The 26,594-nt window shown below is 67.4% G+C and carries 20 protein-coding genes; 12 read left to right on the top strand and 8 right to left on the bottom strand.

Going from position 1 to position 26,594, the window contains the following annotated elements; all coding sequences use genetic code 11:
• Nucleotides 1-140: 140 nt before the first annotated feature.
• Genes AB0C30_RS27710 through AB0C30_RS27735 form a run of 6 tightly spaced genes read left to right on the top strand, consistent with a single transcriptional unit; the run spans nt 141 to nt 5,045 of the window.
• The gene (locus AB0C30_RS27710) at nt 141-1,136 is read left to right on the top strand and encodes an ABC transporter substrate-binding protein (RefSeq protein ID WP_357949676.1); all 996 of its coding nucleotides are present in this window, start codon (nt 141-143) and stop codon (nt 1,134-1,136) included.
• Nucleotides 1,136-1,933 carry an ABC transporter ATP-binding protein gene (locus tag AB0C30_RS27715; RefSeq protein ID WP_357949679.1) on the top strand — a complete coding sequence of 266 codons (798 nt, stop codon included), beginning with the start codon at nt 1,136-1,138 and terminating at the stop codon, nt 1,931-1,933. The genes AB0C30_RS27710 and AB0C30_RS27715 overlap by 1 nt, the downstream gene beginning before the upstream one ends.
• Entirely contained in the window at nt 1,893-2,765 is an 873-nt protein-coding gene (locus AB0C30_RS27720) for an ABC transporter permease (protein ID WP_357949682.1), read from the top strand. The genes AB0C30_RS27715 and AB0C30_RS27720 overlap by 41 nt, the downstream gene beginning before the upstream one ends.
• A 2-nt stretch (nt 2,766-2,767) precedes the next feature.
• Nucleotides 2,768-4,048, top strand: a complete 1,281-nt coding sequence (locus AB0C30_RS27725) for an LLM class flavin-dependent oxidoreductase (RefSeq protein WP_357950744.1) — start codon at nt 2,768-2,770, stop codon at nt 4,046-4,048.
• The gene (locus AB0C30_RS27730; protein WP_357949685.1) at nt 4,045-4,560 is read left to right on the top strand and encodes an NAD(P)H-dependent oxidoreductase; all 516 of its coding nucleotides are present in this window, start codon (nt 4,045-4,047) and stop codon (nt 4,558-4,560) included. Before AB0C30_RS27725 ends, AB0C30_RS27730 begins: the two co-directional genes overlap by 4 nt.
• Nucleotides 4,557-5,045: a flavin reductase family protein gene (locus AB0C30_RS27735; protein ID WP_357949688.1), complete on the top strand. Its 489-nt coding sequence runs from the start codon at nt 4,557-4,559 to the stop codon at nt 5,043-5,045. The genes AB0C30_RS27730 and AB0C30_RS27735 overlap by 4 nt, the downstream gene beginning before the upstream one ends.
• A 36-nt stretch (nt 5,046-5,081) precedes the next feature.
• On the opposite strand, the gene AB0C30_RS27740 is transcribed toward AB0C30_RS27735, so the two are convergent.
• A complete protein-coding gene (locus tag AB0C30_RS27740; RefSeq protein WP_357949691.1) occupies nt 5,082-6,140 on the bottom strand; it encodes a dihydrodipicolinate reductase in 1,059 nt (352 codons plus the stop codon).
• 181 nt (nt 6,141-6,321) lie between these two features.
• On the opposite strand from AB0C30_RS27740, the gene AB0C30_RS27745 reads away from it, so the two are divergent.
• The gene (locus tag AB0C30_RS27745) at nt 6,322-7,194 is read left to right on the top strand and encodes an SDR family oxidoreductase (RefSeq protein ID WP_357949694.1); all 873 of its coding nucleotides are present in this window, start codon (nt 6,322-6,324) and stop codon (nt 7,192-7,194) included.
• Nucleotides 7,195-7,232: 38 nt separating this feature from the next.
• Here AB0C30_RS27745 and AB0C30_RS27750 read toward each other — a convergent pair whose 3' ends face one another.
• The gene (locus tag AB0C30_RS27750; protein WP_357949696.1) at nt 7,233-8,492 is read right to left on the bottom strand and encodes a nucleotide sugar dehydrogenase; all 1,260 of its coding nucleotides are present in this window, start codon (nt 8,490-8,492) and stop codon (nt 7,233-7,235) included.
• 661 nt (nt 8,493-9,153) lie between these two features.
• On the opposite strand from AB0C30_RS27750, the gene AB0C30_RS27755 reads away from it, so the two are divergent.
• Together AB0C30_RS27755 and AB0C30_RS27760 are read left to right on the top strand one after the other, a co-directional pair.
• Nucleotides 9,154-11,112, top strand: a complete 1,959-nt coding sequence (locus AB0C30_RS27755) for a DUF4082 domain-containing protein (protein WP_357949699.1) — start codon at nt 9,154-9,156, stop codon at nt 11,110-11,112.
• Between the two features lie 242 nt (nt 11,113-11,354).
• Nucleotides 11,355-12,365, top strand: a complete 1,011-nt coding sequence (locus AB0C30_RS27760) for an ice-binding family protein (protein ID WP_357949702.1) — start codon at nt 11,355-11,357, stop codon at nt 12,363-12,365.
• 126 nt (nt 12,366-12,491) lie between these two features.
• Here AB0C30_RS27760 and rfbB read toward each other — a convergent pair whose 3' ends face one another.
• The 3 genes from rfbB to AB0C30_RS27775 all read right to left on the bottom strand — a co-directional run bounded on the left by rfbB (nt 12,492) and on the right by AB0C30_RS27775 (nt 15,145).
• Nucleotides 12,492-13,481: a dTDP-glucose 4,6-dehydratase gene (gene rfbB, locus AB0C30_RS27765; RefSeq protein WP_357949705.1), complete on the bottom strand. Its 990-nt coding sequence runs from the start codon at nt 13,479-13,481 to the stop codon at nt 12,492-12,494.
• Nucleotides 13,478-14,545 carry a glucose-1-phosphate thymidylyltransferase gene (locus AB0C30_RS27770; RefSeq protein ID WP_357949707.1) on the bottom strand — a complete coding sequence of 356 codons (1,068 nt, stop codon included), beginning with the start codon at nt 14,543-14,545 and terminating at the stop codon, nt 13,478-13,480. Before AB0C30_RS27770 ends, rfbB begins: the two co-directional genes overlap by 4 nt.
• Before the next feature lie 144 nt (nt 14,546-14,689).
• The gene (locus tag AB0C30_RS27775; RefSeq protein WP_357949710.1) at nt 14,690-15,145 is read right to left on the bottom strand and encodes a GtrA family protein; all 456 of its coding nucleotides are present in this window, start codon (nt 15,143-15,145) and stop codon (nt 14,690-14,692) included.
• Nucleotides 15,146-15,222: 77 nt separating this feature from the next.
• Here AB0C30_RS27775 and AB0C30_RS27780 point away from each other — a divergent pair, with 77 nt between their 5' ends.
• Nucleotides 15,223-16,224, top strand: coding sequence for a glycosyltransferase family 2 protein (locus tag AB0C30_RS27780; RefSeq protein WP_357949712.1), 1,002 nt, complete (start codon nt 15,223-15,225; stop codon nt 16,222-16,224).
• Here AB0C30_RS27780 and AB0C30_RS27785 read toward each other — a convergent pair.
• The 3 genes from AB0C30_RS27785 to AB0C30_RS27795 all read right to left on the bottom strand — a co-directional run bounded on the left by AB0C30_RS27785 (nt 16,175) and on the right by AB0C30_RS27795 (nt 20,530).
• Nucleotides 16,175-16,957: a GNAT family N-acetyltransferase gene (locus tag AB0C30_RS27785; protein ID WP_357949714.1), complete on the bottom strand. Its 783-nt coding sequence runs from the start codon at nt 16,955-16,957 to the stop codon at nt 16,175-16,177. The genes AB0C30_RS27780 and AB0C30_RS27785 overlap by 50 nt on opposite strands.
• The gene (gene rffA / locus AB0C30_RS27790) at nt 16,958-18,112 is read right to left on the bottom strand and encodes a dTDP-4-amino-4,6-dideoxygalactose transaminase (RefSeq protein ID WP_357949717.1); all 1,155 of its coding nucleotides are present in this window, start codon (nt 18,110-18,112) and stop codon (nt 16,958-16,960) included.
• 87 nt (nt 18,113-18,199) lie between these two features.
• Complete coding sequence (locus AB0C30_RS27795) at nt 18,200-20,530, bottom strand: hypothetical protein (protein ID WP_357949720.1); 2,331 nt, start codon at nt 20,528-20,530, stop codon at nt 18,200-18,202.
• Between the two features lie 114 nt (nt 20,531-20,644).
• Here AB0C30_RS27795 and AB0C30_RS27800 point away from each other — a divergent pair, with 114 nt between their 5' ends.
• Together AB0C30_RS27800 and AB0C30_RS27805 are read left to right on the top strand one after the other, a co-directional pair.
• Nucleotides 20,645-23,923 (top strand): N,N-dimethylformamidase beta subunit family domain-containing protein, encoded by a 3,279-nt coding sequence (locus AB0C30_RS27800; RefSeq protein ID WP_357949724.1) that lies wholly within the window; start codon nt 20,645-20,647, stop codon nt 23,921-23,923.
• 138 nt (nt 23,924-24,061) lie between these two features.
• Nucleotides 24,062-26,551, top strand: coding sequence for a hypothetical protein (locus AB0C30_RS27805; protein WP_357949726.1), 2,490 nt, complete (start codon nt 24,062-24,064; stop codon nt 26,549-26,551).
• Nucleotides 26,552-26,594 lie beyond the last annotated feature (43 nt).

Consider the following 26,594-nt stretch of genomic DNA (forward strand, 5'->3'; position numbering starts at 1 on the left):
CTTGACCGCGGCTGCGTAGCGTCGAGTGCATGAGCCCGGACCTCACCCGGCGCGCGCATGTCGACTTCTGCCGCGTCGTCAGCGCACAGTGTCACTGATCACGACTTAGTCCCCGTCCCCCCTTTATTTGAGGACATCTCGTGATCAAGCGTCTCGCTTCCCTAGTCCCTCTTCTCCTCGCCGTCACGGCGTGCGGCACCGCCCAAGGCGCCGCCGAAACCCAGGAACTGCGCTACCAGGGCAGTGTCGGCACCGTCACCTTCCCCGAGCTGGCCGAGGAGCTCGGCTATCTCAAGCCCGTCAAGCTCAAGTGGATCGGCAACACGACCAGCGGACCGCAGGACATCCAGACGGCCGCCACGGGACAGAGCGACTTCGGTGGCGCGTTCAACGGCGCCGTGGTCAAGCTCGTCGCCGCCAAGGCCCCGATCAAGGCCGTGATCAGCTACTACGGCAGTGACCAGAACTCCTACCAGGGCTACTTCACCCTCCAGGACAGCCCGATCCACAGCGCCCGCGACCTGATCGGCAAGAAGGTCGGCATGAACACCCTGGGCGCCCACGCTGAGGCCGTGCTGAAGGAATACCTCAAGCGCGGCGGCCTGACCCCGGCCGAGATCAAGCAGGTCGAACTGGTCGCCGTCCCGCCCGTCAGCACCGAGCAGTCGTTGCGCCAGAGGCAGATCGACGTGGCCGTGCTCGGCGGCATCCTGCGTGACAAGGCGCTGGCACGCGGCGGTCTCAAGGTCCTGTTCAAGGACGTCGACCTGTTCGGCGACTTCTCGGCCGGGACGTACGTACTCACCGACCGCTTCATCAAGCAGAACCCGAACACGACCAGGAAGTTCGTCGAGGCCACTGCCAAGGCCATCCAGTGGACCCAGACGCACACCCGTGAAGAGGTCGTGGCCGAGTTCAAGAAGATCATCGCCAAGCGGGCCAGGAACGAGGACTCCACCACCGTCGGCTTCTGGAAGAGCAGCGGTGTCGCGACCAAGGGCGGGGTGATCGAGCCGCAGGAGTTCCAGCGGTGGATCTCCTGGCTGGAGGGCGCCGGCGAGATCAAGCCCGGCCAGATCAAACCCCAGGACGTCTACACCAACGCCTACAACCCGTTCGTCTCGGGAGGCTCCTGATGAAGATCGAGTTCGTGTCCGTGACCAAGGAGTTCGCCGTCCGTGGCAGCTCTTTCACCGCTCTGTCCGACATCTCGCTCGACGTGGCCGAAGGCGAGTTCCTCACGCTCGTCGGCCCCAGCGGATGCGGCAAGTCCACCCTCCTCGACCTGCTCAGCGGCCTGACCCTGCCCACGCGCGGCGAGATCCGCATCGACGGCGTCCCCGTCTCCGGTCCGGGTCTCGACCGGGGCATCGTCTTCCAGCAGTACGCGCTGTTCCCCTGGCGGACCGCGGTGGCGAACGTGGAGTTCGGGCTGGAGGCCAAGGGGGTGCCGCGGCGCGAACGCCGTGAGCGCGCCCGCGGCTACCTCGACCTGGTCGGGCTGCGCGGCTTCGACGAGCGCTACCCGCACGAGCTCTCGGGCGGCATGCGGCAGCGGGTCGCCATCGCCCGCAGCCTCGCCTACGACCCCGACGTCCTGCTCATGGACGAGCCCTTCGCCGCCCTCGACGCTCAGACCCGCGAGTCCCTCCAGGAGGAGCTGCTCCGCATCTGGAACAAGACCGGCAAGACCATCGTGTTCATCACCCACGGCATCGACGAGGCGGTCTATCTGGGGCAGCGGGTGGCCGTCATGACGCCCGGCCCCGGTCGTATCCGGGCCGTCGTACCGGTCTCGTTCGCCTCCCGCGAGGGGGACCTGCGCGCCGATCCGGTGTTCGGTGAGTACCGCCACGCCATCTGGACGCTGCTGCGCGAGGAGGTGACCTCCGTTGGCCAGACCCTCACTCAGCCTCTCCGCCTCCCCGCTTGACGACGACCACCTCCACCCGCCCGCCGTCACGACCCTCGCGCCGGTGCGTCCCACCGCCGTCCGGCGCCGTAGCCTCTGGGGCGTCGCCCGCCGGGTGGTCAACGCCTCCGCCGCGATCGTCGTGCTGGCCGCCGTCTGGGAGATCCTGCCCAGGGCCCAGGTGGTGGACCCCACCTTCCTCCCGCCGTTAAGTGACGTCCTGACCGCCTGGTACGACCTGCTCCGCAGCGGCGAGCTGGCCGACCATGCCCAAGCCTCCCTGGCCAGATCGCTGGCCGGGTTCGGGGCGGCCATCGTGGTCGCCATCCCGCTGGGCCTGCTGATCGGCTGGTACCGCCCGGTGGCCGAGCTGCTGAACCCGGTCCTGGAGCTGTTCCGCAATACCGCCGCCCTGGCCCTGCTGCCCGTGTTCGTGCTGGTCCTGGGGCTGGGGGAGACGTCCAAGGTGTCGATCATCCTGTACGCCTGCGCCTGGCCGATCCTGCTCAACACCATCGCGGGTGTCAAAAGCGTCGACCCGCTCCTGATCAAGTCGGCGAGGTCCATGGGGCTCGGGCCGTACCGGCTGTTCCAGAAGGTCATCCTGCCCGCCGCGGTGCCCACCATCTTCACCGGCATCCGCCTGGCCGGGGCGTACTCGATCCTCGTGCTGATCGCCGCCGAGATGGTCGGCGCCAAGGCGGGGCTCGGCTACCTCATCAACTACGCGCAGTACAACTTCCGGGTGCCCGACATGTACGCGGGGATCATCACGATCTCGGTGCTCGGCCTGCTGTTCAACCTGCTCCTCGTACGCCTGGAGCGACGCTTCTCCACCTGGAGGACCACGTGACCATGCACCTGAACGCCTTCCTGATGGGCGTCGGCCACCACGAGGCCGCGTGGCGGCACCCGCTGACCGAGCCGAGCCGCATCACCGACATCCGGCACTTCCAGGAGCTGGCCCGGATCGCCGAACGCGGCAAGCTGGACTCGGTGTTCCTCGCAGACGGCCTCGCCCTGTGGGGAAATGTCCGGCACAACGCGCTCGGTGGGCTGGAGCCCCTCACCCTGCTCGCCGCCCTGGCCGCCGTCACCGACCACATCGGCCTGATCGCCACGGTGTCCACGACGTACAACGAGCCGTTCCACGTGGCGCGCAAGTTCGCCTCGCTGGACCACATCAGCGGCGGCCGGGCGGGCTGGAACATCGTCACCTCCGCCGGCGAGGCCGAGGCCCGCAACTTCGGCATCGAACGCCCGCCGCACAGCGAGCGCTACCACCGGGCGGAGGAGTTCCTCCAGGTGGCGAACGCCCTCTGGGAGAGCTGGGCGGACGGAGCGGTCGTCGGCGACCGGCGCACCGGGGTCTACGCCGACCTCTCCCTGGTCCGGCCGATCGACCACGTGGGCACACACTTCAAGGTGCAGGGCCCGCTGAACGTCCAGCGCTCGCCCCAGGGCCGCCCCCTCCTGGTCCAGGCCGGGTCGTCGGAGGACGGCAAGGAGTTCGCGGCGCGGTTCGCGGAGGCGGTGTTCACCGCGCAGCAGACCCTGGAGGACGCACAGGAGTTCTACGCCGACCTCAAGGGCAGGCTCCCCGCGTACGGGCGCCGGCCCCAGGACCTCAAGATCCTGCCCGGCGTCTCGCCCATCATCGGCTCGACCGAGCGCGAGGCGCTGCGGCTGGAGAAGGAGCTGGAAGACCTCATCGTCCCGGCGTACGGCGTGCAGCAGCTCTCGAACATCCTCGGCGTCGACCTCACCGCCCACCCCTTGGACGGCCCACTGCCGGACATCCCGCCCAACCCGGACGGCCAGCAGAGCCGCATCAAGCTGATCAAGGACCTGGCGGCCCGTGGCGACCTGTCGATCCGCGAGATCATCGGCAAGCTCGCCGGCGGCCGCGGCCACCGGGTGGTCGCGGGCACGCCCGAGCAGATCGCCGACCAGCTCCAGGAGTGGTACGAGAACGGCGCGGCCGACGGCTTCAACATCATGCCCCCGCACCTGCCGGGCGGCCTCGCGGACTTCGTCGAGCAGGTCGTCCCCGAACTGCAGATCCGCGGCCTGTTCCGCAAGGAGTACGAGGCCCGCACCCTTCGCGACCACTACGGATTGGCCACCGCCTCATGAGCATCGTCACCGTCGTCGGCAACCCGCGCTCCGGATCGCGCACATTGGGGGCGGCGGTCGCGGCCACCGACGCCATCGCCGCCCGGCTCGGCCACACGGGCCCGAGGGACGTCATCGACCTGTCGGCACTCGCACCGGAACTGCTCCTCCCGCGGAGCACCGCGAATGTGGAGATCGCCCTCGAACTCCTCACCAGCGCCTCGGTGGCCGTCGTGGCCAGCCCCACCTACAAGGCGACCTACACCGGCCTGCTCAAGGCGTTCCTCGACCGGCTGCCCCCGAACGCCCTGGCCGGCACCGCCGCCCTGCCGATCCTCGTCATGGGAGACCCCAAACACGCCCTGGCGGTGGAGGTCCACTTCCGCCCGCTCCTGGTGGAGCTGGGGGCTTTCGTCCCCACCCCCGGCCTGGCCCTCCTGGAGTCGGAGCTGCCAGGAGACGACGGACCCTTGGCCCGCTGGGCGGATCACGTCGTGCCACAGATAACGGTCAGGCAAGGAGTGTTGAGATGACCATCTCCCTGGATCGCGACGAGTTCCGCACGGCCCTGGCCCAGCACGCCGCCGGAGTGGTCATCGTGACGGCCAGGCCGGAGGGCGTCCCGGTGGGCCTCACGGCGACCTCGTTCTCCTCGGTGAGCCTTGATCCGCCGCTGGTGTCCTTCTACGTCGACCAGTCGTCCACCACCTGGCCCTGGCTCCGGCTGGCCGATCATTTCGCGGTGAACGTCCTGGCCGGCCACCAGCACGACCTGGCCACCCGCTTCGCCCGGCGCGGCATCGACCGCTTCGCCGAACCCACCCGCTGGCAGCCCGGCCCATACGACACGCCGTTGCTGGAGGACGTCTCCGCACATCTCATCTGCATTCCGCACACGACCGTGGAGATAGGCGACCACACCCTGGTGGTCGGCCTGGTCACCGCCGCCCAAACCACCCCAGCCCGCCCGCTCCTCTACCACCGAGGGCAGTACGGACGCTTCCTTCCGCACAACTGACTGTAGGCGGCCCGCTCCCCGCCGTACGTGGCCCGCTTAACGGATGCGGACCCGGGCGCGTGCGGTGGGGAGGGGAAGATCAAGCAGGGTGCGGATGCCGGGCGGGGCGGTGCAGACGGCGGGGATGGCGTTGATGGCGTGGGCGGCCGCGGCGGCCAGCCCGTGGGAGACCTCGTCGATCGACATCGTCATCTGCGGCACGCCCTCGATGTGGATCGCGAAGCCCGGCTCCGGCCAGCGCGCCACCTTGCCGGCGTCGGCCTTGTAGATCACCTCGACCGTCATGAACGGCCGCCCCCGCACCAGCCCCGAGAACACCCAGCGTGACGCGCACACCGCGCCCTCCTCGACCCGGCCGGCCGCGATCTCGAACTCCCGCCCGGCCACCTCGAACTCGTCCCGCTCCTCCACCTCGTCCAGCCGCACGTCGAGCGCGTCGGCCACGAGTTGCACGCTCTCGGCGAAGAGCGAGCGCTGGAAGGTACGGAACGGCCGGACCGCTTCGGCGTAGTCCTTGGCCGTGCGGGTGAACCCGACCATGTCCACGACGACCTGGCGCGACGGGTGGCCGCGGAAGTCCGACGACTCGCGTACGTAGATGTGGTCGACTCGGTCCGACAGCCCGGTCAGCGCCAGCGGCAGGAAGTCGCTCATGAAGCCCGGGTTGATGCCGGTGCCGTGGAGCGTGGTGCCGCCCTTGTCACAGGCGGCCTCGATGCGTTCCACCACGTCGGGGCCGTACGACTTGGGGTAGACGAAGCCGGTGGTCGTGATGACGTTCTTGCCCGAGGCGAGCAGCGCGCAGATGGTCTCCAGGTCCAGACTCCGGTCGGGGCCGAAGTAGAAGGACGGCAGCGGCATGTGCAGCACGCAGTCGGCCTCGATGGCCATGACGCGCTCCGGGTCGTCCGTGCAGCTCACGCCGGCGTACGGCAGGCCGACCAGCTCGCCGGCGTCTTTGCCGATCTTGTCGTGGTCATAGACGAGGACTCCCGCGAGCTCCAGCCCCGGCCTGCTGAGCACGCTGCGCAGCGCATAGCGGCCGACGGCTCCCGTGGCCCACTGAACCACGCGAAGGGGCGCGTTTACCGGCATGTCCGGCCTCCGAAGGCCCGGTGGAGGGCGGACAGGAGCTGGAGGTCGCCGCCCATTCGAAGCCCAGAACTCTAGCAGAGAACGAACCTTCTGATCACTATCCGCGACGATCAGTCGTAGTGCGGCGGACTCGGGTTATTGTGCCATTACTAGAACGATGTTCTCCTGCGCTGGAGGTTCGATGCTTCGGTTCGATGACAGGGTCGCGATCATTACGGGAGCCGGGCACGGTCTCGGCAGGTCGCACGCGCTCCTGCTGGCCGAGCGGGGTGCCAAGGTCGTCGTGAACGACCTGGGCGGCGCGCTCGACGGCACCGGCGCCTCCGCGGGTCCCGCCGCCGACGTGGTCGAGCTCATCACCAAGAACGGCGGCCAGGCCATCGCCAACGCCGACAACGTGGCCACGCCGGAAGGGGCCAGGGCGATCGCGCAGGCCGCGGTCGACGCGTTCGGCAAGATCGACATCGTCGTCAACAACGCGGGCATCCTGCGTGACAGGTCGTTCGGGAAGATGGCGGTCGAGGACTTCGACAATGTGCTGGCCGTACACGTGCGCGGCTCCTACCTGGTCAGCCAGGCCGCCTACCCGTACATGAAGGAGGCCGGCTACGGCCGGATCGTCAACACCTCCAGCCCGGCGGGCCTGTTCGGCAACTTCGGCCAGGCCAACTACTCCACCGCCAAGATGGGCCTGGTCGGCCTGACCAAGACGCTCGGCATCGAGGGGGCCCGCAACGGCATCAAGGCCAACGCCATCGCGCCGATCGCCTGGACGCGGATGACCGAGTCGCTGCTGCCGGCCGAGTTCGAGGCCAAGTTCACGCCCGAGCGGGTCAGCGCGCTGGTGGCCTACCTCGTACACGAGTCGTGCGAGTCGAGCGGCGAGGTGTTCAGCGTCGGCGGCGGCCGGGTGGCGCGGGTGTTCGTGGCCGAAGGGCCCGGCTGGAAGTCGGACGAGCTCACGCCGGAGTCGCTGGCGGACAACTGGGCGGCGGTCATGGCCGAGCAGCCGTACGTGCTGTCGGCCGCGGACTCGATGAAGGCCATGCTCTAGGAACGCCGGAGGGGGCTACCTGCAGCCCCCTCCGGGTTTCACAGCCGCTCGACGTTGGGCCCCCGGCAGCGGTTGCGCGTGTCGAAGACGAAGGTGCTCACCTGCTCGACCAGCTCGTAGTCGAAGCAGTCGTGGTCGGTCAGGATCAGCACCGCGTCCGCCTGAGCGAGTTCCTGGCGCGTGGCGTCGATGATCGCAATTCCCTGCGGCAGCAGGAAGTGGTCCACGTGCGGGTCGGCGGCCCGTACATCCGCGCCCAGCTTGCGCAGGGCCCTGGCCACCTCGATCGCCGGCGACTCGCGGCAGTCGCCGGCGTTCTTCTTGTAGGCGAGGCCGAGCACGATCACCCGGCTGCCCTTGATCGGCATGGAGCGCTGGTTCAGCGCGAGCGTCAGCCGGTGGACGACGTGATCCGGCATGTGGTCGTTGATGTCGTTCGCCAGCTCCACGAACCGGAAGTTGTGCCCCAGGCTGCGCTTGACCTTCCACGACAGGTAGGACGGGTCGATCGGCAGGCAGTGCCCGCCGACGCCCGGGCCTGGGGTGAAGCGCATGTAGCCGAACGGTTTGGTGGAGGCGGCGTCGATGGCCTCCCAGACGTCGATCCCGAGCTGCCGCGCGAAGATGGCCAGCTCGTTCACCAGGGCGATGTTGATGTGCCGGAAGGTGTTCTCCAGGAGCTTGCTCAGCTCGGCCACCTGAACCGAGGAGACGGGAACGGCATCGCGCACGATGCGCTCGTAGAACGCCTGGACTCTCTTCAGCGAGGACTCGTCGATGCCGGACACGATCTTCGGGGTGTTGTCCAGCCGCCAGCGGGTGTTTCCCGGGTCGATCCGTTCGGGGCTGTAGCCAAGGTAGAAATCCTCGGGCGCCTGCAGTCCGGAGCCTTCCTGAAGCAGGGGCAGGAGATATTCCTCGGTGGTTCCGGGATAAGTCGTGGACTCCAGCACCACTGTGGCGCCCGGCCGGAGGAGCGGCGCGATGGATTGCGCGGCCGAGGCGATGTGCCGGAGATCGGGCACGCCCTCGCGAAGCGGCGTCGGCACCGTGATCACACAGATATCGAACATCTCGGCGTCGGCGTAATCGGTGCTCGCCAGATAGCGGCCGCAGCGGTGTGCGGCGATCAGCTCGTCGTCCCCGATGTCCTCGACATAAGATTCGCCGGCGGCCAATCGCTTGATCCGCCACTGGTCCACGTCGATGCCCACAACGTCGAATCCCGCGCTTACCGCCCGCATCGCCAGAGGCAGGCCGACATAGCCTTGGCCGACGACCACCAGTTTCTCTCCCATGTCAGGAGCCCCCGTTACATCGAGATGAGACACGATCCGACTGTAGGAGGCCGGAGTTCTCATATCGCCGATTTGATGGCGATGCCCGGCGTGTCGTCTGATGGCGTTTCCGTGGCAAGGCCAGCGATTAGGGGTGCATAAGGGCATTAAACGGAATATTTCCGCGCGCCCAAAAAAGGGTCGCCCGTACGGGGATACCTTGTTCAAGCTTTCCGGTAAGTGTTGCAAGCAGCTATTGAAGGGTAAAGGGCGGTTCAATAGGACGCTATCCTAGGCTTTTCTTGATCACATATAGGTTTTTCGCGTCATGCCGTTCAAGGCGTGGTCCTCCCGAATGTCGTAGCGTCTTCAACGGGATTGGCGACATTCGGGTCGCATTTCTCATGGCTGGACTTTAGCCGCATTTATGGCAAACGAGACGAATCAGGCGAGCGGCGACGCTCGCCGTATGTGTTCTTGACGAGCCGCAGGCTGCGGCGAGCCAGCCGATTGCCTGAGTAGCACAAGATACAGTGAGGAGTTGTGGCGCATGTCAAAATCACATAGCGATGCGCCCGATCGAGCAGTCCGCAAGGCCCTCCCCGAAGCTCTCAAGCGCGAAGCGACCAGCAAAGTCAGCTATTCCCGTTCTCTGGGGAATGTCGGTCGGCTGTGGACGGGGGTGAGTGCGGCGGTCGTGCTGGTGGCAGGTGCGGTGGTGGGGCTGCCGCAGGCCGCGAGCGCGACGCCGCCGGTGGACATCGGTGTCGCGGAGCCCTACGCGGTCGTGGCCGGGGTGTCGGTCACCAACACGAATCTGACCACGGTCACCGGAGACCTCGCGATCAGTCCCGGCAACACACTGACCGGCTTCCCGCCCGGCACCGTGAACGGTGACCGGGACCTCGGCAACGCGGCCGCGGCGGCGGCCAAGGCCGACGTGGTCGCCGCCTACAACGACATCGCCGGGCGGACCCCGGACGCCACGGTGGCGCAGCAACTGGGCGGCACGACCAAGGGGCCCGGCCTGTACGCCTCCAACACTGGCTCCTTCGCGATCAGCGGAACGCTCAGCCTCGACGCGCAGGGGGATCCGAACGCCGTCTTCATCTTCCGGGCGACCACCCTGACCGCCGCCAACGTCTCCAACATCGCCCTGCTGCGCGGCGCGCAGGCCGACAACGTCTTCTGGCAGTTCAGCGACACCGTGACGCTGGGCAACTACTGCACCTTCCGCGGCAACGTGCTGTCCCAGAACGCCGTCACGGTTAATGTCGGTGCCTACACCAACGGCCGCATCTTCTCCCTGAACAGCTCCATCAACATCACCGGCACCAACAGCACCCCGGCCACTCAGATCACCCTCCCCAACGACCCGCCGACCACGACGACCCTGACCACCTCGCCCAACCCCTCCTGGAGGGGGCAGCCGGTCCTCCTCACCGCGGTCGTGCAGCCGGTCAGCGGCACCCTGACGCCCGCCGGCGAGGTGGTCTTCAAGGACGGCTCGACCGTACTCGGCTCGGGCTACCAGGACGCCGACGATCCGGCCACGCTCACGACCCCGAGCCTCAGCGCCGGGGATCACCACCTCACCGCCGTCTACCTGGGCGGGGACGTCTTCGACCACGAGGCACTGATCCACTTCGCGCCGAGCTTCTCGCCGGAAGTGGTTCAGCATGTGTCGGACAGCCTGTGGGACAGATCGGCCACGCCGGCCGTGCAGTCCCAACCCGACACGCAGGCGATCACGGTCGGCGTGAAGTTCCGGGCCTCGACGAGCGGGACCATCATCGGCATCCGGTTCTTCAAGGGCTCCCTGAACACGGGGACACATACCGGGAGCCTGTGGAGCAGCAGTGGTCAGCTGCTCGCGAGCGCGGTCTTCAGTAGTGAGACGGCCTCGGGCTGGCAGCAGGTGAATTTCTCGACACCTGTCTCGATAACTGCCAATACCACTTATGTGGCCTCGTATCACACTACGTCGGGATATTATTCGATGACCCGGCCTTACTTCACCTCGGCATTCACGAACGGTCCGCTCACCGCACTGGCGAACGGTACGGACCCGAACGGGGTGTACACCTACGGGGCGACCAGCACCTTCCCGACGACCTCCTTCCAGTCCACCAACTACTGGGTCGACGTCGTGTTCGAGCCGTCGGACAGCCTGTGGGACAAAGCGGTCACTCCGGCCGTCCAGTCTCAACCCGACACGCAGGCGGTCACGGTCGGCGTGAAGTTCCGGGCCTCGACGAGCGGGAACATCGTCGCCATCCGGTTCTTCAAGGGCGCTTCCAATACGGGCACTCACACCGGGAGCCTGTGGAGCAGCAGTGGCCAGCTGCTCGCGAGCGCGGTCTTCACCAGTGAGACGGCCTCCGGCTGGCAGCAGGTGAATTTCCCGACGCCTGTCGCGATCACTGCCAATACCACCTATATCGCCTCGTATCACACCACGTCGGGATTTTATTCGGTAAACCGGCCCTACTTCACCTCGTCGTACACGAACGGCCCGCTCACCGCACTGGCGAACGGTACGGACCCGAACGGGGTGTACACCTACGGGGGGACCAACACCTTCCCGACGACCTCCTACCAGTCATCCAACTACTGGGTCGATCCGGTATTCGACTCCTAGCGAGCCCGTGATTCTCCACCGGCCCGGCCGTGCGGTTCCGCACGGCCGGGCCGCGCCATGTCTCTGGCGCGAATACGACACGGGCCGCGTCGCACGTCATTTCTCTGGAACGGCATCGATGCCCGCTAATGTCGAATATCCAGAGTCTTATGGCTGGCGGAGTATCTTCCCCGGATCGCAGATAAAGGGATCGGCTCATGGCGAATGTTGATTTGTCCCGTTTTTCAGGGAAATTCGGTCGGTTGTCACTGGGAGTGGTGGCGGCGGTCGTGCTGGTGACTCTGCCGGAGAGTGCGCGCGCGACACCGCCGGTGAACATCGGCGGTGGGAAGCCGTACGGGGTTGTGGCCGGGATGTCGGTCAACAACGCGCATCTGACCACGGTCTCCGGAGATCTGGCGATCAGTCCCCACAGCACGCTGACAGGCTTCCCGCCCGGCACCGTGAACGGTAACCGGCAGCTGGGCAACGCGACCGCGGCGGCGGTCAAGTCTGACGTGGTCGCCGCCTACAACGACATCGCCGGGCGGTCCGGCGGTTCCACGGTGCCGGGGGAGCTGGGCGGTACGACCAAGGGGCCCGGCCTGTACGACGCCGGCAACGGTGCCTTCGTGATCAACGGCACGCTCACCCTCGACGCCCAGGGGGATCCGGCCGCGACCTTCATCTTCCGGGCGGCCACTCTCACCACCGCCAGGGTCAGCAATATCGCCCTGCTGCGCGGCGCGCAGGCCGACAACATCTTCTGGCAGTCCAGCGGCGCTACGTCGCTGGGGGTGTACAGCACCTTCCGCGGCAACGTGATGGCCCAGGGCAACGCCACCGTGAACTTCGGCGCCAACGTCCAGGGCCGGGTCTTCTCCCTGAACGGCTCCGTCAACGTCACCGGCACCGACGGCATCCCGGCCACCCAGATCAGTCTTCCCGACGACCCGCCGACCACCACCACGTTGACCAGCTCCCCGAACCCCTCCGCTGCTGGACAGCCGGTGACGTTCACCGCCACCGTGGCATGGGTCAGCGGCAGCCAGACCCCCTTCGGCGAAGTGGTCTTCAAGGAAGGTTCGACCATTCTCGGCTCGGTATTCCTCAACACCAGCACCGGTCGTGCGATGTTCACGACGTCGAGCCTGGCCCCAGGGCAGCACCGGATCGTCGCGGTCTATCTGGGCGGCGACGTCTTCGACCACGAGGCCCTGATCCACCTGGCCCCGAGCACGTCAGGCCCGGTGAACCAGACCGTCACCCCATAGTGCGGTGACGACGGGCGTACTCCCTCTCCCCCCGGAGGGGGCGTCCCCGAGGGACCCCGGCGGGCCGTGGTCTTCCACTCCCCCGGGAGGCGGTATCTCCCGAGGGAGCTCAGCCACCACGGACCGTCACATAGATCGAGGCGTGGCAGGAGCCTTCAGCGGCCGCCACCACCGCTGGTTGTCCTGGTACCAGCGCACCGTCGCCGCCAGACCGTCCGCGAACCCCATAAGCGGTTCGTACCCGAGGGCCCGAAGCTTGCCGCAGTCGACGGAATAGCGACGGTCGTGCCCGAGCCGGTCCGGCACGTTCCTGACCATCTCCCAGCCCACCCCGAGCGCGCTGAGCAGCAGCTCCGTGAGCTCCCGGTTGGTGAGTTCGGTGCCGCCGCCGATGTTGTACGTCTCTCCCGGCGAGCCCTTCTCCAGCACCAGCTGAATGCCCCGGCAGTGGTCGTCGACGTGCAGCCAGTCCCGTACGTTCAGCCCGTCGCCGTAGAGGGGGACCGGCTCGCGGTCGAGCAGGTTGGTGACGAAGAGCGGGATGAGCTTCTCCGGGTATTGGTAAGGGCCGTAGTTGTTGGAGCAGCGGGTCACCCGGACATCGAGGCCGTACGTCTGGTGATATGCCCGGCAGAGCAGGTCACTGCCGGCCTTGGCCGCCGAGTAGGGCGAGTTCGGCAGCAGGGGCTCGTCCTCGGTCCAGGATCCTTCCGCGATCGACCCGTACACCTCGTCGGTGGAGACGTGCACCACCGTGCGGACGCCGGTCTCGAGTGCCGCCTGCAGGAGCCGCTGCGTGCCCAGCACGTTCGTCGTCAGGAAGTCGCCGGCGCCCGTGATGGACCGGTCGACGTGCGTCTCGGCCGCGAAGTTCACGATCACCTCGCACTCGGGAACGATCTCCGCGAGCAGCTCCAGATCGGTGATGTCCCCATGGACAAACCGGTAGCCGGGATGTCCGGCCACCGGCGCGAGATTGGCCAGATTTCCGGCGTAGGTGAGCTTGTCGAGAACGGTGATGTTCACGGCCTCGTAGCCCGGATACGCGCCGAGCAGCAGCGACCGCACGTAGTGCGAGCCGATGAAGCCGGCGCCGCCGGTGACCAGAATCCTCATGTACGCACCTGTATCTTGCTGTGATCGCCCACCATGAGCTCGTGGGTGTTCGGCATGCCTTCCGCGCGGTTCACTTCGACGTTGCGCCCGATGAGGGAGTGTCCGATGCGCGACACGCCGCGGATGGACGAGCTGTCGAGCACGATCGAGTACTCGATCTCGGCGTCCTCCAGCACGCAACTGGCCCCGATCGAGGTGAAGGGGCCGACGAAGGAAGAGACGATCTTGGAGTCGGCGCCGATCACGATGGGCCCGCGGAGTACGGAGTTCTCCACGACCGCGCCCTGCTCGACGACGACTCGCCCGGTGATCTCGCTCCGGCCGTCTACGGTGCCCCGGATGTCGGGCTCGATCTGTTCGAGGATGATCCGGTTGCATTCCAGCATGTCCTGCAGCCGGCCGGTGTCCTTCCAGTAGCCGTTGACGAAGTGGGAGTGGACGCGGAAGCCGTTGTCGATCAGCCACGCGACGGCATCCGTGATCTCCAGCTCGCCGCGCGCGGACGGGGTGATGCGCCGGACGGCCTCGTGGATGACGGGGGAGAAGATGTAGACCCCGACGATCGCCAGATCGCTGCGCGGGTGCTCCGGCTTCTCCGCCAGCCCGATGATCTCGCCTTCCGGCCCGAGCTCGGCCACGCCGTAGAACTGCGGTTCGGCGACCTTGGTGAGCAGGATCTGCGCGTCATGGTCGGCCTGGCGGAACGCGTCGACCAGGGCGGTGATGCCGCCCACCAGGAAGTTGTCGCCCAGGTACATCACGAACGGCTCGTCGGCGAGGAACTCTCTGGCGATCAGGACGCAGTGAGCCAGGCCCAAGGGGGCCTGCTGCGGGATGTAGGTGACCTCGAGGCCGAACTGCGAGCCGTCTCCGACGGCCTCGCGCACCTCCGCGGCCGTGTCGCCGACGATGATGCCCACGCTGGTGATGCCCGCGTCCCGTAGCGCTTCGAGCCCGTAGAAGAGGACCGGTTTGTTGGCCACGGGGACCAGCTGTTTCGCTGAGGTATGGGTGAGCGGGCGCAGCCTCGTCCCCTTGCCACCCGCTAGAACGAGCGCCTTCATCGGCTCCCTGAGTCCTTCCGCGAGGAGGACATGGCGGCGATGGCCGCCTGTCCGCTGGAGTTTATGCCGATCCCCGGCCAGGAAAACTGTGCGGTTCCGCGCGCTTGTCGAAGAACGCCCGGCACGTTGCCGAGACTAGATGGATCAGCGATCACGAAAAGTCCATGTTCGGTGTATCAGATAGCTTAGTGAGGGACTTATGAGAATTATCAAACCCTGTGCGATCATGATGGGAATTCCGATGACGCCCACGAGGATCGGCAGGCTGATGAGGGACGCCCCGAGGAAGCTCAGGCCGACCACATAGAATCGCAGGTACCCCCGCAGCCAGGAATCGCCGGAGACTCGGAACACCACCAGTCGATACCACGGATAGACGATCACCACGGTGACGAAGTGGCTGGTCACGACCAGGACAAGGTAGGGCACCGCACCCTCGGCGGCGAGCAATGCTAGGCCAAGGAGACAGTAATAGACAACTGCCGTCATGGCGCCGGCCATTAGGTATGTGATGCGGTTTCCAGCAAAAGTGGAGATCAGAGCCCGCCACCAGAAATGCGGCTTCTTGTCGCTTTTGGGGTGGCTCTCCACGTCAACCATGTCGCCCGCACTCCAGATCGTCATGTGGTGGGGGCGGCACGATTGTAACCGGCTCACACTGGATGATCGGGGGATCAATGTCGGTGTCGGTGGTAATTCCGTGTTACCGATCCGCGCGCACTCTTCCAGCGCTGGTGGCCAGGATCCTGTCGACCATGAGCGAGGCATCCGTCCGGCACGAGGTGATCCTCGTCGTCGACGGCAGCCCGGACGACACCTGGGCGACGGCTGCCGGGCTGGCCCGGCGAAACGAGGCCGTGCGGGCGATCCACCTCTCCCGTAACTACGGTCAGCACAACGCGCTGATCGCCGGCATCAGGGAGGCGGCCTTCGAGGTCGTCGTCACGATGGATGACGACCTGCAGCATCCGCCGGAGCAGATCCCCCTCCTGCTGGCCGCCCTTGAGGGCGACCGTCTCGACCTCGTCTACGGCGTCTCCTACCGTGAGGAGCACGGCTTTCTCCGGAGCTTCGCCTCCCGATCGGTGAAAGCCGGGATGTCCAGCGCGCTGGGCATCCGCTCCGCCCGCGCGATCAGCGCCTTCCGCGCCTTTCGTACGCGGCTGCGCGACGGGTTCCAAGAGCTGTCGGGGCCGCATGCCTCGGTCGACGTGGCCCTGTCGTGGGCCACCTCCAAGGTGGGGTCGGTCAGCGTACGCATGAACGAACGCCATCACGGGCGCTCCAACTACTCCCCGCGGCTGCTGATCCGGCACGCGGTGAACATGCTGCTCGGCTACAGCACGGCGCCCCTGCGGGCGGCGAGCTACCTCGGATTCCTCGTCGGCATCGTCGGCCTGCTGCTGGGCGGTGCCGTTCTGTGGCGGTTCGCCATGGGAGAGACCACAGTGGCAGGCTTCACGACGATCGCCTCGATGGTCGCGCTCTTCTCCTCCGCGCAACTCATCTCCATCGGGGTCCTCGGGGAGTACATCGGCCGCATTCATGGCAGCGGCATGGGCCGGCCGACCTACGTCGTGCGCGAACGTGTCGGACCGACCGCGTCCGCCGACGTGGCTCCCGGTGGTCCTAGTGTTCCGGCCCAGGCAGGAGCGCGCTCCGGACCAGATGAACAGTGAGGACCGTCCGTACGGGCTCGAACCCGTATCGGGCCCACGCCCGCTGCACGCGCGTGTTGTGCCCCTGGGTGGAGATGACGACCTCGTCCCCGCCGCGCGCCAGCGTGCGGTCCTCGACCGCCTTGAGCAGGTGGGCGTACAGACCGCGCCCCTGCGCCTTCGAGACCACGCCGGCGAGCAGGATCTCCGTCCGGGATTCGGCCTCGTCCAGGGTGGCCAGCGCGAGCACGCGCGAGGCCGCCCCCGCCGCGGGCCGATCCAGCAGCGCCAGGCAGCCCCCTTCTTCGGCCGAGCGCAGCGCCCATTCCTGGTAGCCGGCGAGCGCGTCGGCGGCGTCGAACAGGGGATTGGCCAGGTAGTGGTTTCCGTACGCGGGGAAGATGTCGGACACCAGATCCTCGATCACGGCGGTTCCGGTCAGCTCCGTCGCCCGCAGATCAGGTGACGCCTCGGGCGCCCGGCCCTCGCCGGCGCGCAGCCGCCAGTACACCAGGGAGTCCGCGAAGACGGCGGTCCGGCCCAGGGCGGTCAGCCGGGCGTACCAGCCGACGTACTCGGCCGGGTAGCGAAGGATGATCACGTCCGCGGCGGATCGTACGACGGCCTCACGGACCGCGGCGAACGACGATCCGGAAACGGCGAGCCGCTCAATCGAGCAGCCGAACCGCGCGGACTCGAGCGGGGACTCCCGCGTCCGCACGGCTTCCGCCTCGATCACGTCATTCCACGCCATTCAGCACACCTCGTAGGCTCGGACCGCGTCGATCACGCGGGACAGGTGGGCGTCGTCCAGGTCGGCGAAGAGCGGCAGCCGTACGAGACGGTCGGCGACCTCCGCCGTGACCCGGCAGCCGCCCGGGGCCGTCCGCCCGTACCGCAGGCCGGCGGGTGAATCATGGAGCGGCTGGTAGTGGAAGGCCGCCTGCACGCCACGCTCGGCGAGATGAGCGATGAAGGCCTGCCGGTTCGCCAGGTCGGGGAGCAGCAGGTAGTACAGGTGCGCCGGATGCGTGCACTCGTCCGGGATCGTCGGCTGGGCGACCCCGTTCTCCGCGGCCCAGTCCGCCAGTTCCTCGTGATACCGGTCCCACGCGTAGTGGCGCCGGAACTGGATCTTGTCGAACGACTCCAGCTGGGCGGTGAGCTGCGCGGCGAGCACGTCCGACGGCAGGTAGCTGGACCCGATGTCGACCCAGCGGTACTTGTCCACCTGGCCGCGGAAGAACCGGCTCCGGTCGGTGCCCTTCTCCCTGACGATCTCCGCGCGCTCGCCGAGGCCGGCGTCGTTCAGGAGCAACGCGCCGGCCTCTCCGCACTGCACGTTCTTCGTCTCATGGAAGCTCTGGGTGGCCATGCGGCCGAACGACCCGAGCGGACGGTCCTGGTAGAACCCGCCCAGTCCATGGGCGTTGTCCTCGATGACCGCGAGCCCGTGCCGTTCCGCGAGCTCGCCGATCTCCTTCATCGCGCACCCGACACCCGCGTAGTGGACGACCACGATGGCCCGGGTGCGGTCGGTGATGGCGGCTTCGAGCTGTCGTTCGTCCAGGTTCAGCGTGTCCGGCCGGCAGTCGGCGAACACCGGGACGGCGCCGCGCAGCGCGTAGGCGTTGGCCGTCGACATGAAGGTGAACGACGGCATGATCACCTCGTCGCCGGGCCGCAGATCGAGCAGGAGCGCCGACATCTCCAGCGCGTGTGTGCACGAGGTGGTCAGCAGCACCTGGCGGGCCCCGGTGATCTCCGCGAGGAGACCGGTGGCCCGTTGGGTGAAGGGCCCGTCTCCGCGGGTGAACCGTTGGAGTACGGCCTCCGCCAGATAGTCGAGCTCGTTCTCCGAGATATGCGGCACGTTGAAGGGGATCGCCGTCAGGCCGGATGCGTTCACGAACGCAGTGAACAACGGGCCGGACCGGCCGACACGCGTGGCGCCTGGTGGCTGGATGAGGCATTGCACAAGCCTTACCTGCCCACCTCACAATGAGTCGTCCGGCAGCTGATAGACGGCGTAATCGCCGGACCGGAACCGGAACTCCGCGCACTCGCCGATCCGCGGGCTGGGATTCCCCCGAAGCTCGTCGACGAAGAGCCAGCGCACTCCGTAGCGCTCTCGCAGGCCCCGCATGGCGGTCTGGCTCGGCGACTGGAAGGCCGTGTCGTTCAGCTTGATCAGTTCGGTGTCCCAGAACGGCAGACCCTCCGGCAGCAGCCCCGGACGCCAGTGGCTCAGGTTCGTGGCCGTGTAGGCCCAGCCTTCGACCAGCACATGCCGTTCCGACAGCGCGGCCACCCACGGGTAGCGGGTGTCGCACGGGTTCTCGTACCCCAGGCGGCAGTGCGTGTTCGTGGCCACCAGGTCGTCCGGCCCGGAATGGTCGCGCAGCCATCGTCCGGCCGCCAGGGCCCCCTGGGGGATCACCCGGTTCTCCACCGGTCTGACCACCGGGTTGGGATCGTCCCCTGTGACGTTGTCGACGGCGGAAAGGACGCGCGCGTGCCAGTACGCGGGCAGTCCGATGGTCGTGAACGCGACGATCACGAGGGCCAAGGCGCGAGCGCGTCCCCTCAGGATCGCCACGAGCAGGCCCGCCAGTACGGCCAGGGCCACCAGGGTGAGATAGGGCCGGTACAGGATTCCGTCGCCCTGGCCGGCGCGCAACGGAATCGTGACGCCACAGAGGATGGGGATCAGGTAGACGGCGAGGAGTCCCGCGCCTATCGAGCACATGACCGCCTTGGGCGACACCCGTGCCCGCCGCAGGAGGATGAGGATCCCATAGGCCGCGACGGCCGCCAGATAGGGGTAGGCCCCCCAGAAGAAGAAGAGCTGGCTCTGGCCAGGATGCCCGAGGAGCAGCACCGCGCCGAGCCCGGCCGCGCCCATGCCGAGCATGAGGCTCACCCGTGGTCGCAGGAGCAGCCGCGGCCTGCTCAACAGCCCGAGGATGCCGGACCAGGTCATGGCCCAGCAGAGCAGGTACACCAAGGTGAGGCCGAGCAGCGAGCCCGCCGAGGGCGTGGTCAGGCCGGTGAGTTTGCTCCAGGTCATGCGCATGAAGGACAGAGGGTCCGCGACCAGCCCTTGCCGCTCCCGGCCGAACAGGACGAACTGCGCGAACAGGATGCATGCCGTGGTCATTCCCAGCATGATCAGTACGTTCGTGGACGGCCGGCGTCGTCGCATCACCTCGACCGCCGCCACCAGCACCAGCCCGGCGCCGAGCAGGGGTAGATAGGTGGCTTTGGCGCCGGTCAGCACCACCAGGAAGAGCCCGGCCAGCAGCCATTTGCCGGTGTCGGGCCGTCGGCGCTCGAGAAGGTCCAGGAGAACGAGGACGAGGGGAGCGAACAACAGGGCGCCCAGCGTCTGCGTGGGGCTGATCCACGCGGTGTCCGGAACCCCTCCCCAGGTGAACACCCCGTTCGTACCCAGGTACAGGGTCGGGGCGCCCACGAAGACCGTACCCACGACAGTGACGGCCCCGCCGATCCATGAGCCCGTGACGCGGCGCCCGGTCATGCCGGCCAGGACGACGAGCCCGGCCAGCATGGGCAGCATGGCCAGGCGGTACAGCAGGACAAGAGGTTCCACTCCGGACAGCCAGCTCGCCGCCGCCAGATGCGCGTAGACGAACCAGTGGTACGCGAGAGGCTCGCCCACGACCATCGGCACCGAAGGCGGCACATGGTGCTTCAACTCGCCGATCAGCGCCAGATGGAACGGCATGTCGGGATACGACGCTCCGAGACCGGGCCAGGTGATGGCGTGGGTGCCGAAGAACTTCAGTGCGCTCCCGGCGACCAGGACGGCGATGACGAGGGCGAGGCACCACGACCACCACAGGGGAGTCGCCGGGCGGGATCCCGCCCGCCAATGCCCGCGCAGGGACGGGACCACGAGGAAGAGCGCGTAAGTGGTCAACGGCCACACCGCGACGAGCAGCGGCATTCCGATCGCGCGAGCGCCTATGTAGACCAGGATCTCCACGGCGTAACCGAACGCCAGGCCCAGCGCGATCTCCTCTGCCGCCGTGCGCGGGCCGCGGTACAGGGCCCTGATCACCAGGACTCCGGGCAGTACCACTCCCAAGGCGACGTAGACGGCGAACAACGCCATGTCCGTGACGGATACTCCGTAGCGGATCAGTACGGCAGCGGTGAAAGCCGTCACGGAGGCGGCCGCGAGCCGTCCCGACAGTGCGGGCCTCCAACGCGCTGGGCGCCGGGTGGCCCGTGCGGGCCGAGCCGGATGCGCTGTCTCCACAGTGCTCGGCGCCGAACCGTTGACAGGCAAGATCTTGTCCATGGCCGCAAGCTTGATGCGGAGAGCGCTTCGATCGGGCTTGTCCCCCTACTCACGGTTGTTTCTTGCCGCTTCCTTGTCCGGGCCAAAGGGTGATGGCTCGCGTTCTCCGGAGATATGCCGATCTCTGCGGCGATTGAGTTCTTAGCGGAGAATCAACATCCGCGTCCGTCCTGCTGGGAAATCGCCCTTCCCTCATCCGGTTCACGAGAGAACCGGGCATCGTTGTATTTAGTTGCTCATGACCCCCCACGACCGGCTGAAATCAGAGCGATCGAGGGATGCATCATGGCAGAAAATGGGAAAAGGACCGGTTTGCGATGGCGGGCCTTTCGCAGCCCGCCCCTTGTTCTGAGCGCAGGAATTGCGGCCGTGCTCGCCATCCTCGGCGCCGCCCAGGCGCCGGCGCGCGAGGACGGCGCGGTCGGCATCACCGCGAACCTCGCAGCCACCCCGGGCCAGGGCGCGACGGTGAGTCTCAAGGGAGGGACGCCGCAGTCCGCACCCGCGGGTGCTCGGACCAGCAAGGCCACGCGCAAGGATTTGAAAGCGATCAAGGCTGCTGCCCACGGCCGTCCGCCGGGCCCGCTCAGGAAGAAGGGCGCTCGGCCGGCGACCTGCCCGCCGACCTCGGTCATCTGCCTGGAGAATTCCCTTCCCGGCAATCCGCCGAGCGAGTGGGACATCGTGGGGGCGGGCAGCCCCAGCATTCAGGGATATGCGGCGGATATGAGCGTCAATAAAGGGACGACCGTCGACTTCAAGATCGATACAGACGCCACCGACTACCGGTTGGACGTCTATCGCATCGGCTACTACAGCGGCATGGGCGCGCGGCTGATCACCACGCTGCAGCCGTCCGCCACGCTGCCTCAGGTTCAGCCCACGTGCGTGAGCGATGATGCCACCGGACTGGTCGACTGCGGGAACTGGGACATCTCCGCGTCCTGGGCGGTGCCGGACACCGTCGTTTCCGGCGTCTATCTCGCCAAGCTGGTACGCGAAGACGGCACCCCCGGCGAGAGCCAGATCACCTTCGTGATCCGAGATGACACGCGCGGCGCGGACATCCTGGTCCAGACCTCGGACTCGACGTGGCAGGCGTACAACGACTACGGCGGAAACAGCCTGTACACCGGAAGTCCGGCGGGTCGTGCCTTCAAGGTCAGCTACAACCGGCCCTTCCTCAACCGGAGCGCCGACATCAGCGGCTCGGCGGAGTCTTTCTTCTTCAACTCCGAATACCCCATGGTCAGATGGCTTGAGGCCAATGCCTATGACGTGAGCTATGCCACCAGCGTCGACACCGCCAGGATGGGGGCGGAGCTGCTCGAGCATCGCGCGTTCCTGTCGGTCGGCCACGACGAGTACTGGTCCCTGGAAATGCGGAACAATGTCGAGGCCGCCCGCGCCAGCGCGGTCAACCTCGCCTTCTTCTCGGGAAACGAGATGTTCTGGAAGACCAGGTGGGAGAGCAGCATCGCCGGACCCGTCCTCGCTTTCCGGACCCTCGTCTGTTACAAGGAAACGCTGGCGAACGCCAAGATCGACCCGAGTACACAATGGACCGGTACCTGGCGTGACCCGCGTTTCTCGCCGCCGTCGAACGGCGGGCGACCGGAGAATGCCGTGACGGGCACCATGTTCCAGGTCAACGGGACCGTCTCAGATTCGGTGGCCGTTCCCGCGGCCTACCGGAGCATGCGGCTGTGGCGCAACACATCCGTGGCGAATCTCCTGCCCGGCCAGACGGCGATCTTTCCGGCCGGAACGCTGGGCTATGAATGGGACGCGGCGCCCGACAACCTGACGACTCCCGCGGGCTCGGTGAAATTCTCCAGCGCGACGATAGGCAGGCTGGACAAGATCCTGCTCAACTTCGGTGGCACGTACGGCCCCGGGGTCGCGACCCACAATCTGATCCTGTACCGGCACTCCAGCGGCGCGCGCGTCTTCGGCGCGGGCACCGTGCAGTGGTCGTGGGGGCTCGACGCCGTTCACTACCGCCCTGGGACGCCTACGGACATCCGGATGCAGCAGGCGACCGTCAATCTCTTCGCCGACATGAACCTGCAGCCGGCGAGCCTGCAGGCGGGCCTGGTTCCGGGAGTCCCGTCACCGGACACGGCCCCTCCGACGACGACGATCACGAGTCCGTCCGCCGGCGCCACCGTGCCGAGCGGCACCACGGTCTCCATCCGAGGGACGGCGGTCGACGTCGGGGGCGGTCAGGTGGGAGGTGTCGAAGTCTCTCCGGACGGCGGCACCAGGTGGTTCCAGGCGAAGGGGCTCACAGACTGGCAGTACAGCTGGACGACCGGCTCGGCGGGGCCGGTGACGATATTGGCGCGAGCGGTCGACGACAGCGGGAATCTTCAGACGTCGCCGACCCAGAGGCCCGTCACCATCTCCACACCATGCCCCTGCACCACATGGCCGCCGTCCGCGACTCCCGCCACCGCTTCGCAAGCGGATCCCGCCGCAGCGGAGCTGGGCGTGAAATTCCAGCCCACCAGTCCGGGCCACATATCCGGCATCAGATTTTACAAGGGGACCCTCAACACCGGAACGCACACGGGTGATCTCTGGAGCTCCACAGGTCAGCTTCTGGCCAGAGCGACGTTCACCAATGAATCGGCGAGCGGCTGGCAGCAGCTGAACTTCTCGACGCCCGTCGCGGTGAGCGCCAACACCACCTACGTCGCCGCCTACCACACGACATCCGGGAGGTATTCGGTAACCCGGCCGTATTTCACCCAGCAGTATTCGTCCGGGCTGCTCATCGGGCTGGCGAACAGCGCCGTCACCCCAGGTAACGGCGTTTATTCGTACACCGCGACACCCGCCTTTCCCACCAGTACCTACCAGGCCACGAACTACTGGGTGGACGTGGTGTTCTCCCCGTCGAGCACGCTGTGGGACGAGACCGCGCAGCCGGCGATCGATTCCACCGGCGACAGCAAGGCGGTCGTCGTCGGGGCGAAGTTCCGTCCCACCTCGAACGGGGTCGCCACCGGGGTCCGGTTCTACAAGTCGCCGCAGAACACGGGAACCCACGTCGGGTCTCTGTGGGCGGCCGACGGCACGCTGCTCGCCAGCGCTACCTTCACCGGCGAGACTCCATCCGGATGGCAACAGGTGAATTTCGCGACACCGGTCCCGCTCGCCGCGAACACCACGTACGTGACCGCCTATTCCATGAATCCGGGAAACTACTCGATAACCAGGCCGTTCTTCACGACGGGATATGGCCGCGGTCCGCTCTATGCGCCGGCCGGTGAGGAGGTGGCGGGAAGCAACGGGGTGTACAAATACGGGCCGCCGCTCACGTTCCCCACCAATACCTACCAGCTCACCAATTACTGGGTCGACGTGCTGTTCGACGCCACGAGTTAGGAAATCCTCCGGCCCGAGGCCGAAACTCGGGCCGGAACACCCCGCGATCCTTAAAAACCCACCAAGGGTCGGCAAGAACATCGCCGCACTCGGGCGTTCGCCCCTGTCCGAGGCGCCGGTGTGGTCAAGCTTGCGTTCATGGCCGACGCTCCACCCTTTCCGCGCTCCGCGCCGCCTTCCTACGCACCCACGCCGGAGCCGGGCGTGGCCCGGCCACCGTCCGGGAGGAAACGCGCATCGCTGCTGAAGCGCTGTTCGACCTGGCTTCCGGCGACGGCCGTGGTCGCCTGCGTCGGGGTCGCGCTGGGGTTCTATGGCGTCTCCGCCACGGACCTGGCTCTCTTCAGCCTCTACATCGCCCTGGGCGTCGCGCTGCCGGGCCTGTTGTGGGTCCGGGCGCTGTACCGGGGTACGCCCACGCTGATGGAGGGGCTCGCGCTCGGCCTGATACTCGGGTACGCGCTGGAGGTCCTCACGTACATCCCGGCTCGCGCGCTCGGCATGCCGCTGCTGGTGATGGCCTGGCCGATCGGCACCTACGTGCTCTTCCTCGCCGTCCCCCGGCTGCGCGGACACTGGAAGGGCGCCCCCGACGCCGGGAGAACGCCGCTCTGGTGGTCGTGGTGCACCGCGCTGATCATGATCTATCTGATCGTGTGGTCGGCCGTCAACGTCTTCAGAACCCAAGCCCTCACCTGGCCGGCGATGGGCACGTCGTTCATCGACATGCCCTTCCACCTGGCCCTGGTCGGCGAGTTGAAGCACCACATGCCGCCCATGGTGCCGACGGTCACCGGCGAACCCCTCGTCTACCACTGGTTCGTCTACGCGCATCTCGCGGCCGCCAGCTGGGTCACCGGGGTGGAACCACTGGTTCTGCTCTTCCGCCTCGCCATCCTGCCCATGCTCGCCGCCCTCATCGTCGTCCTCGGGATGGTCGGCCGCCGCATAACGCGCTCGTACGGGGGAGCGCTGGCCGGCCTCGTGAGCATCATCTTCATCACGGCGCCGAGCCTGTATCTCGGCGAGACCACCGGGGTGTTCACCTGGAAGACCGTGCAGTCATGGTCGAGCCCGACCCAGACCTTCGGCGCCCTGTTCTTCGCCCCGATCGTCCTGCTCCTCATCGACCTTCTCGGCCAGAAGCCACAGCCTCGGGGCAGGTGGGTCCTCCTGGGGATCCTGCTCGCGGCGGTCATGGGGGCGAAGGCCACCTATCTGCCGCTGCTCGTGGTGGGCCTCGTGGCGGTCGCGCTGGTCGAAACGGTCAAGTTGTTCAGCCTGCCCCGGCGCCCGCTCGCCGCGCTCGGCCTCACCACGGCGTGCCTGCTGTTCGCCCAGTGGGTGCTGTTCGGCGGCGCACGGCAGGGGATCGTGCTCGATCCGTTGTCGATCATGCGCCTGACCCTGCGGGGTATGACCGGCCTGGCGGCCGGGGCCGAGCCACCGGCGGCCGTCACGATCGGCGCCGCCCTGCTGTGCGTGCTCTGCGGGGTCATCACGTGGTGCGGGATCATCGGGCTCGTGGGCCGGCCGAACCTGCTCGCGCGGCCCGTGGTGGTGCTGGTGCTCAGCATGAGCGCGGCCGGTCTCGCGGCGGCGTTGGTGCTCGGCCATCCGCATCAGTCGGAGGGGTACTTCCTCCAGGCGTCCTATCCCTACCTGGCGATGCTCGCGGTCTACGGGCTCATGCTCATCGTACGGAAGGCGCGCGTGCGGCTCAGGGCGATGGTGTGCGCGGCCGGTGTGGGGGTGGTGGCCGTCTACGCCATCCGGACGCTCTGCGGCGTCAGGCTCCCGCTGGCTCCGGGCGCCGACTACACGGTCCTGTTCCTGCCGTACCTCGTTCTGCTGGGCGTGGTCCTGGTGGCCGTTGCCGTGCTGCGTGCCGCACGCCAGAGCAGGCTCCGTACCTGTGCCCTGGTGATCTGCATGGTCACGGCCGCCGGCACGCCCGCCGCCTGGTTCGCCCGCGTCATGCCCGGCACCTTCAGAACCCCCGTAACCACCGCTCAGAACCCGGCCGGGGCGAACTCGCCTGGAGTGGCCGCTGTACCGGCCCCGCCTGGGGCGGCCCCCGTTCAGGTCCCGAACGGGACCGTGCCGCTGCAGGCGATTCCCAAGGGGGCCTTCACCGCTGGGCGGTGGCTGCGCGCCCACTCGGCTGTCGACGATCTCCTCGCGACGAACGTGCACTGCCGTATGGGCTACGAAAACCCCTGTGACAGCCGCGCGTTCTGGGCGACGGCGCTGAGCGAGCGGCGGGTGCTGGTCGAGGGATGGGCCTACACGGTGACCAACATGGACAGCTGGCGCCCGGGCGAGGTAGTGGAGACCCGCCCATTCTGGGATGGCGAACGGCTCCAGGCCAACGAAGCGGTGTTCCAGGCACCCTCAGCGGAGGCGATCCGGCGGCTGCGGGACGACTATGGGGTCCGATGGCTCTTCGTGGACGAGCACCGGCTGAGTCCCGGCACCAACCTCGCCGCCTTCGCCGACCTCCGGTTCCGTGACGGCGACTACGCCGTCTACCGGCTACCCACGGCGGACCAGTCGCCAGGAGCGCTCTCTGACGACGCGAAGCCGACGCCCCCAAGTCCCTCCTCGGGAGCACGCCAGTCGGGGTAGCACGGCGCCCACAAACGTTCGCCGGGCATCGGTTCCTCCGCTC

It is taken from the genome of Nonomuraea sp. NPDC048901 (genome assembly GCF_040649695.1).
Classification (GTDB): Bacteria; Actinomycetota; Actinomycetes; order Streptosporangiales; family Streptosporangiaceae; genus Nonomuraea.

Excerpts from the sequence above, each read along its gene's own strand:
- AB0C30_RS27800 (WP_357949724.1), top strand. The coding sequence starts at position 20,645 with ATGCCGATCTCTGCGGCGATTGAGTTCTTAGCGGAGAATCAACATCCG.
- AB0C30_RS27730 (WP_357949685.1), top strand. The coding sequence starts at position 4,045 with ATGAGCATCGTCACCGTCGTCGGCAACCCGCGCTCCGGATCGCGCACA.
- AB0C30_RS27795 (WP_357949720.1), bottom strand. The coding sequence starts at position 20,530 with ATGGACAAGATCTTGCCTGTCAACGGTTCGGCGCCGAGCACTGTGGAG.
- AB0C30_RS27735 (WP_357949688.1), top strand. The coding sequence starts at position 4,557 with ATGACCATCTCCCTGGATCGCGACGAGTTCCGCACGGCCCTGGCCCAG.
- rfbB (WP_357949705.1), bottom strand. The coding sequence starts at position 13,481 with ATGAGGATTCTGGTCACCGGCGGCGCCGGCTTCATCGGCTCGCACTAC.
- AB0C30_RS27725 (WP_357950744.1), top strand. The coding sequence starts at position 2,768 with ATGCACCTGAACGCCTTCCTGATGGGCGTCGGCCACCACGAGGCCGCG.
- AB0C30_RS27780 (WP_357949712.1), top strand. The coding sequence starts at position 15,223 with ATGTCGGTGTCGGTGGTAATTCCGTGTTACCGATCCGCGCGCACTCTT.
- AB0C30_RS27740 (WP_357949691.1), bottom strand. The coding sequence starts at position 6,140 with ATGCCGGTAAACGCGCCCCTTCGCGTGGTTCAGTGGGCCACGGGAGCC.
- AB0C30_RS27785 (WP_357949714.1), bottom strand. The coding sequence starts at position 16,957 with ATGGCGTGGAATGACGTGATCGAGGCGGAAGCCGTGCGGACGCGGGAG.
- AB0C30_RS27805 (WP_357949726.1), top strand. The coding sequence starts at position 24,062 with ATGGCCGACGCTCCACCCTTTCCGCGCTCCGCGCCGCCTTCCTACGCA.
- AB0C30_RS27775 (WP_357949710.1), bottom strand. The coding sequence starts at position 15,145 with ATGGTTGACGTGGAGAGCCACCCCAAAAGCGACAAGAAGCCGCATTTC.
- AB0C30_RS27750 (WP_357949696.1), bottom strand. The coding sequence starts at position 8,492 with ATGGGAGAGAAACTGGTGGTCGTCGGCCAAGGCTATGTCGGCCTGCCT.
- AB0C30_RS27770 (WP_357949707.1), bottom strand. The coding sequence starts at position 14,545 with ATGAAGGCGCTCGTTCTAGCGGGTGGCAAGGGGACGAGGCTGCGCCCG.
- AB0C30_RS27715 (WP_357949679.1), top strand. The coding sequence starts at position 1,136 with ATGAAGATCGAGTTCGTGTCCGTGACCAAGGAGTTCGCCGTCCGTGGC.
- AB0C30_RS27745 (WP_357949694.1), top strand. The coding sequence starts at position 6,322 with ATGCTTCGGTTCGATGACAGGGTCGCGATCATTACGGGAGCCGGGCAC.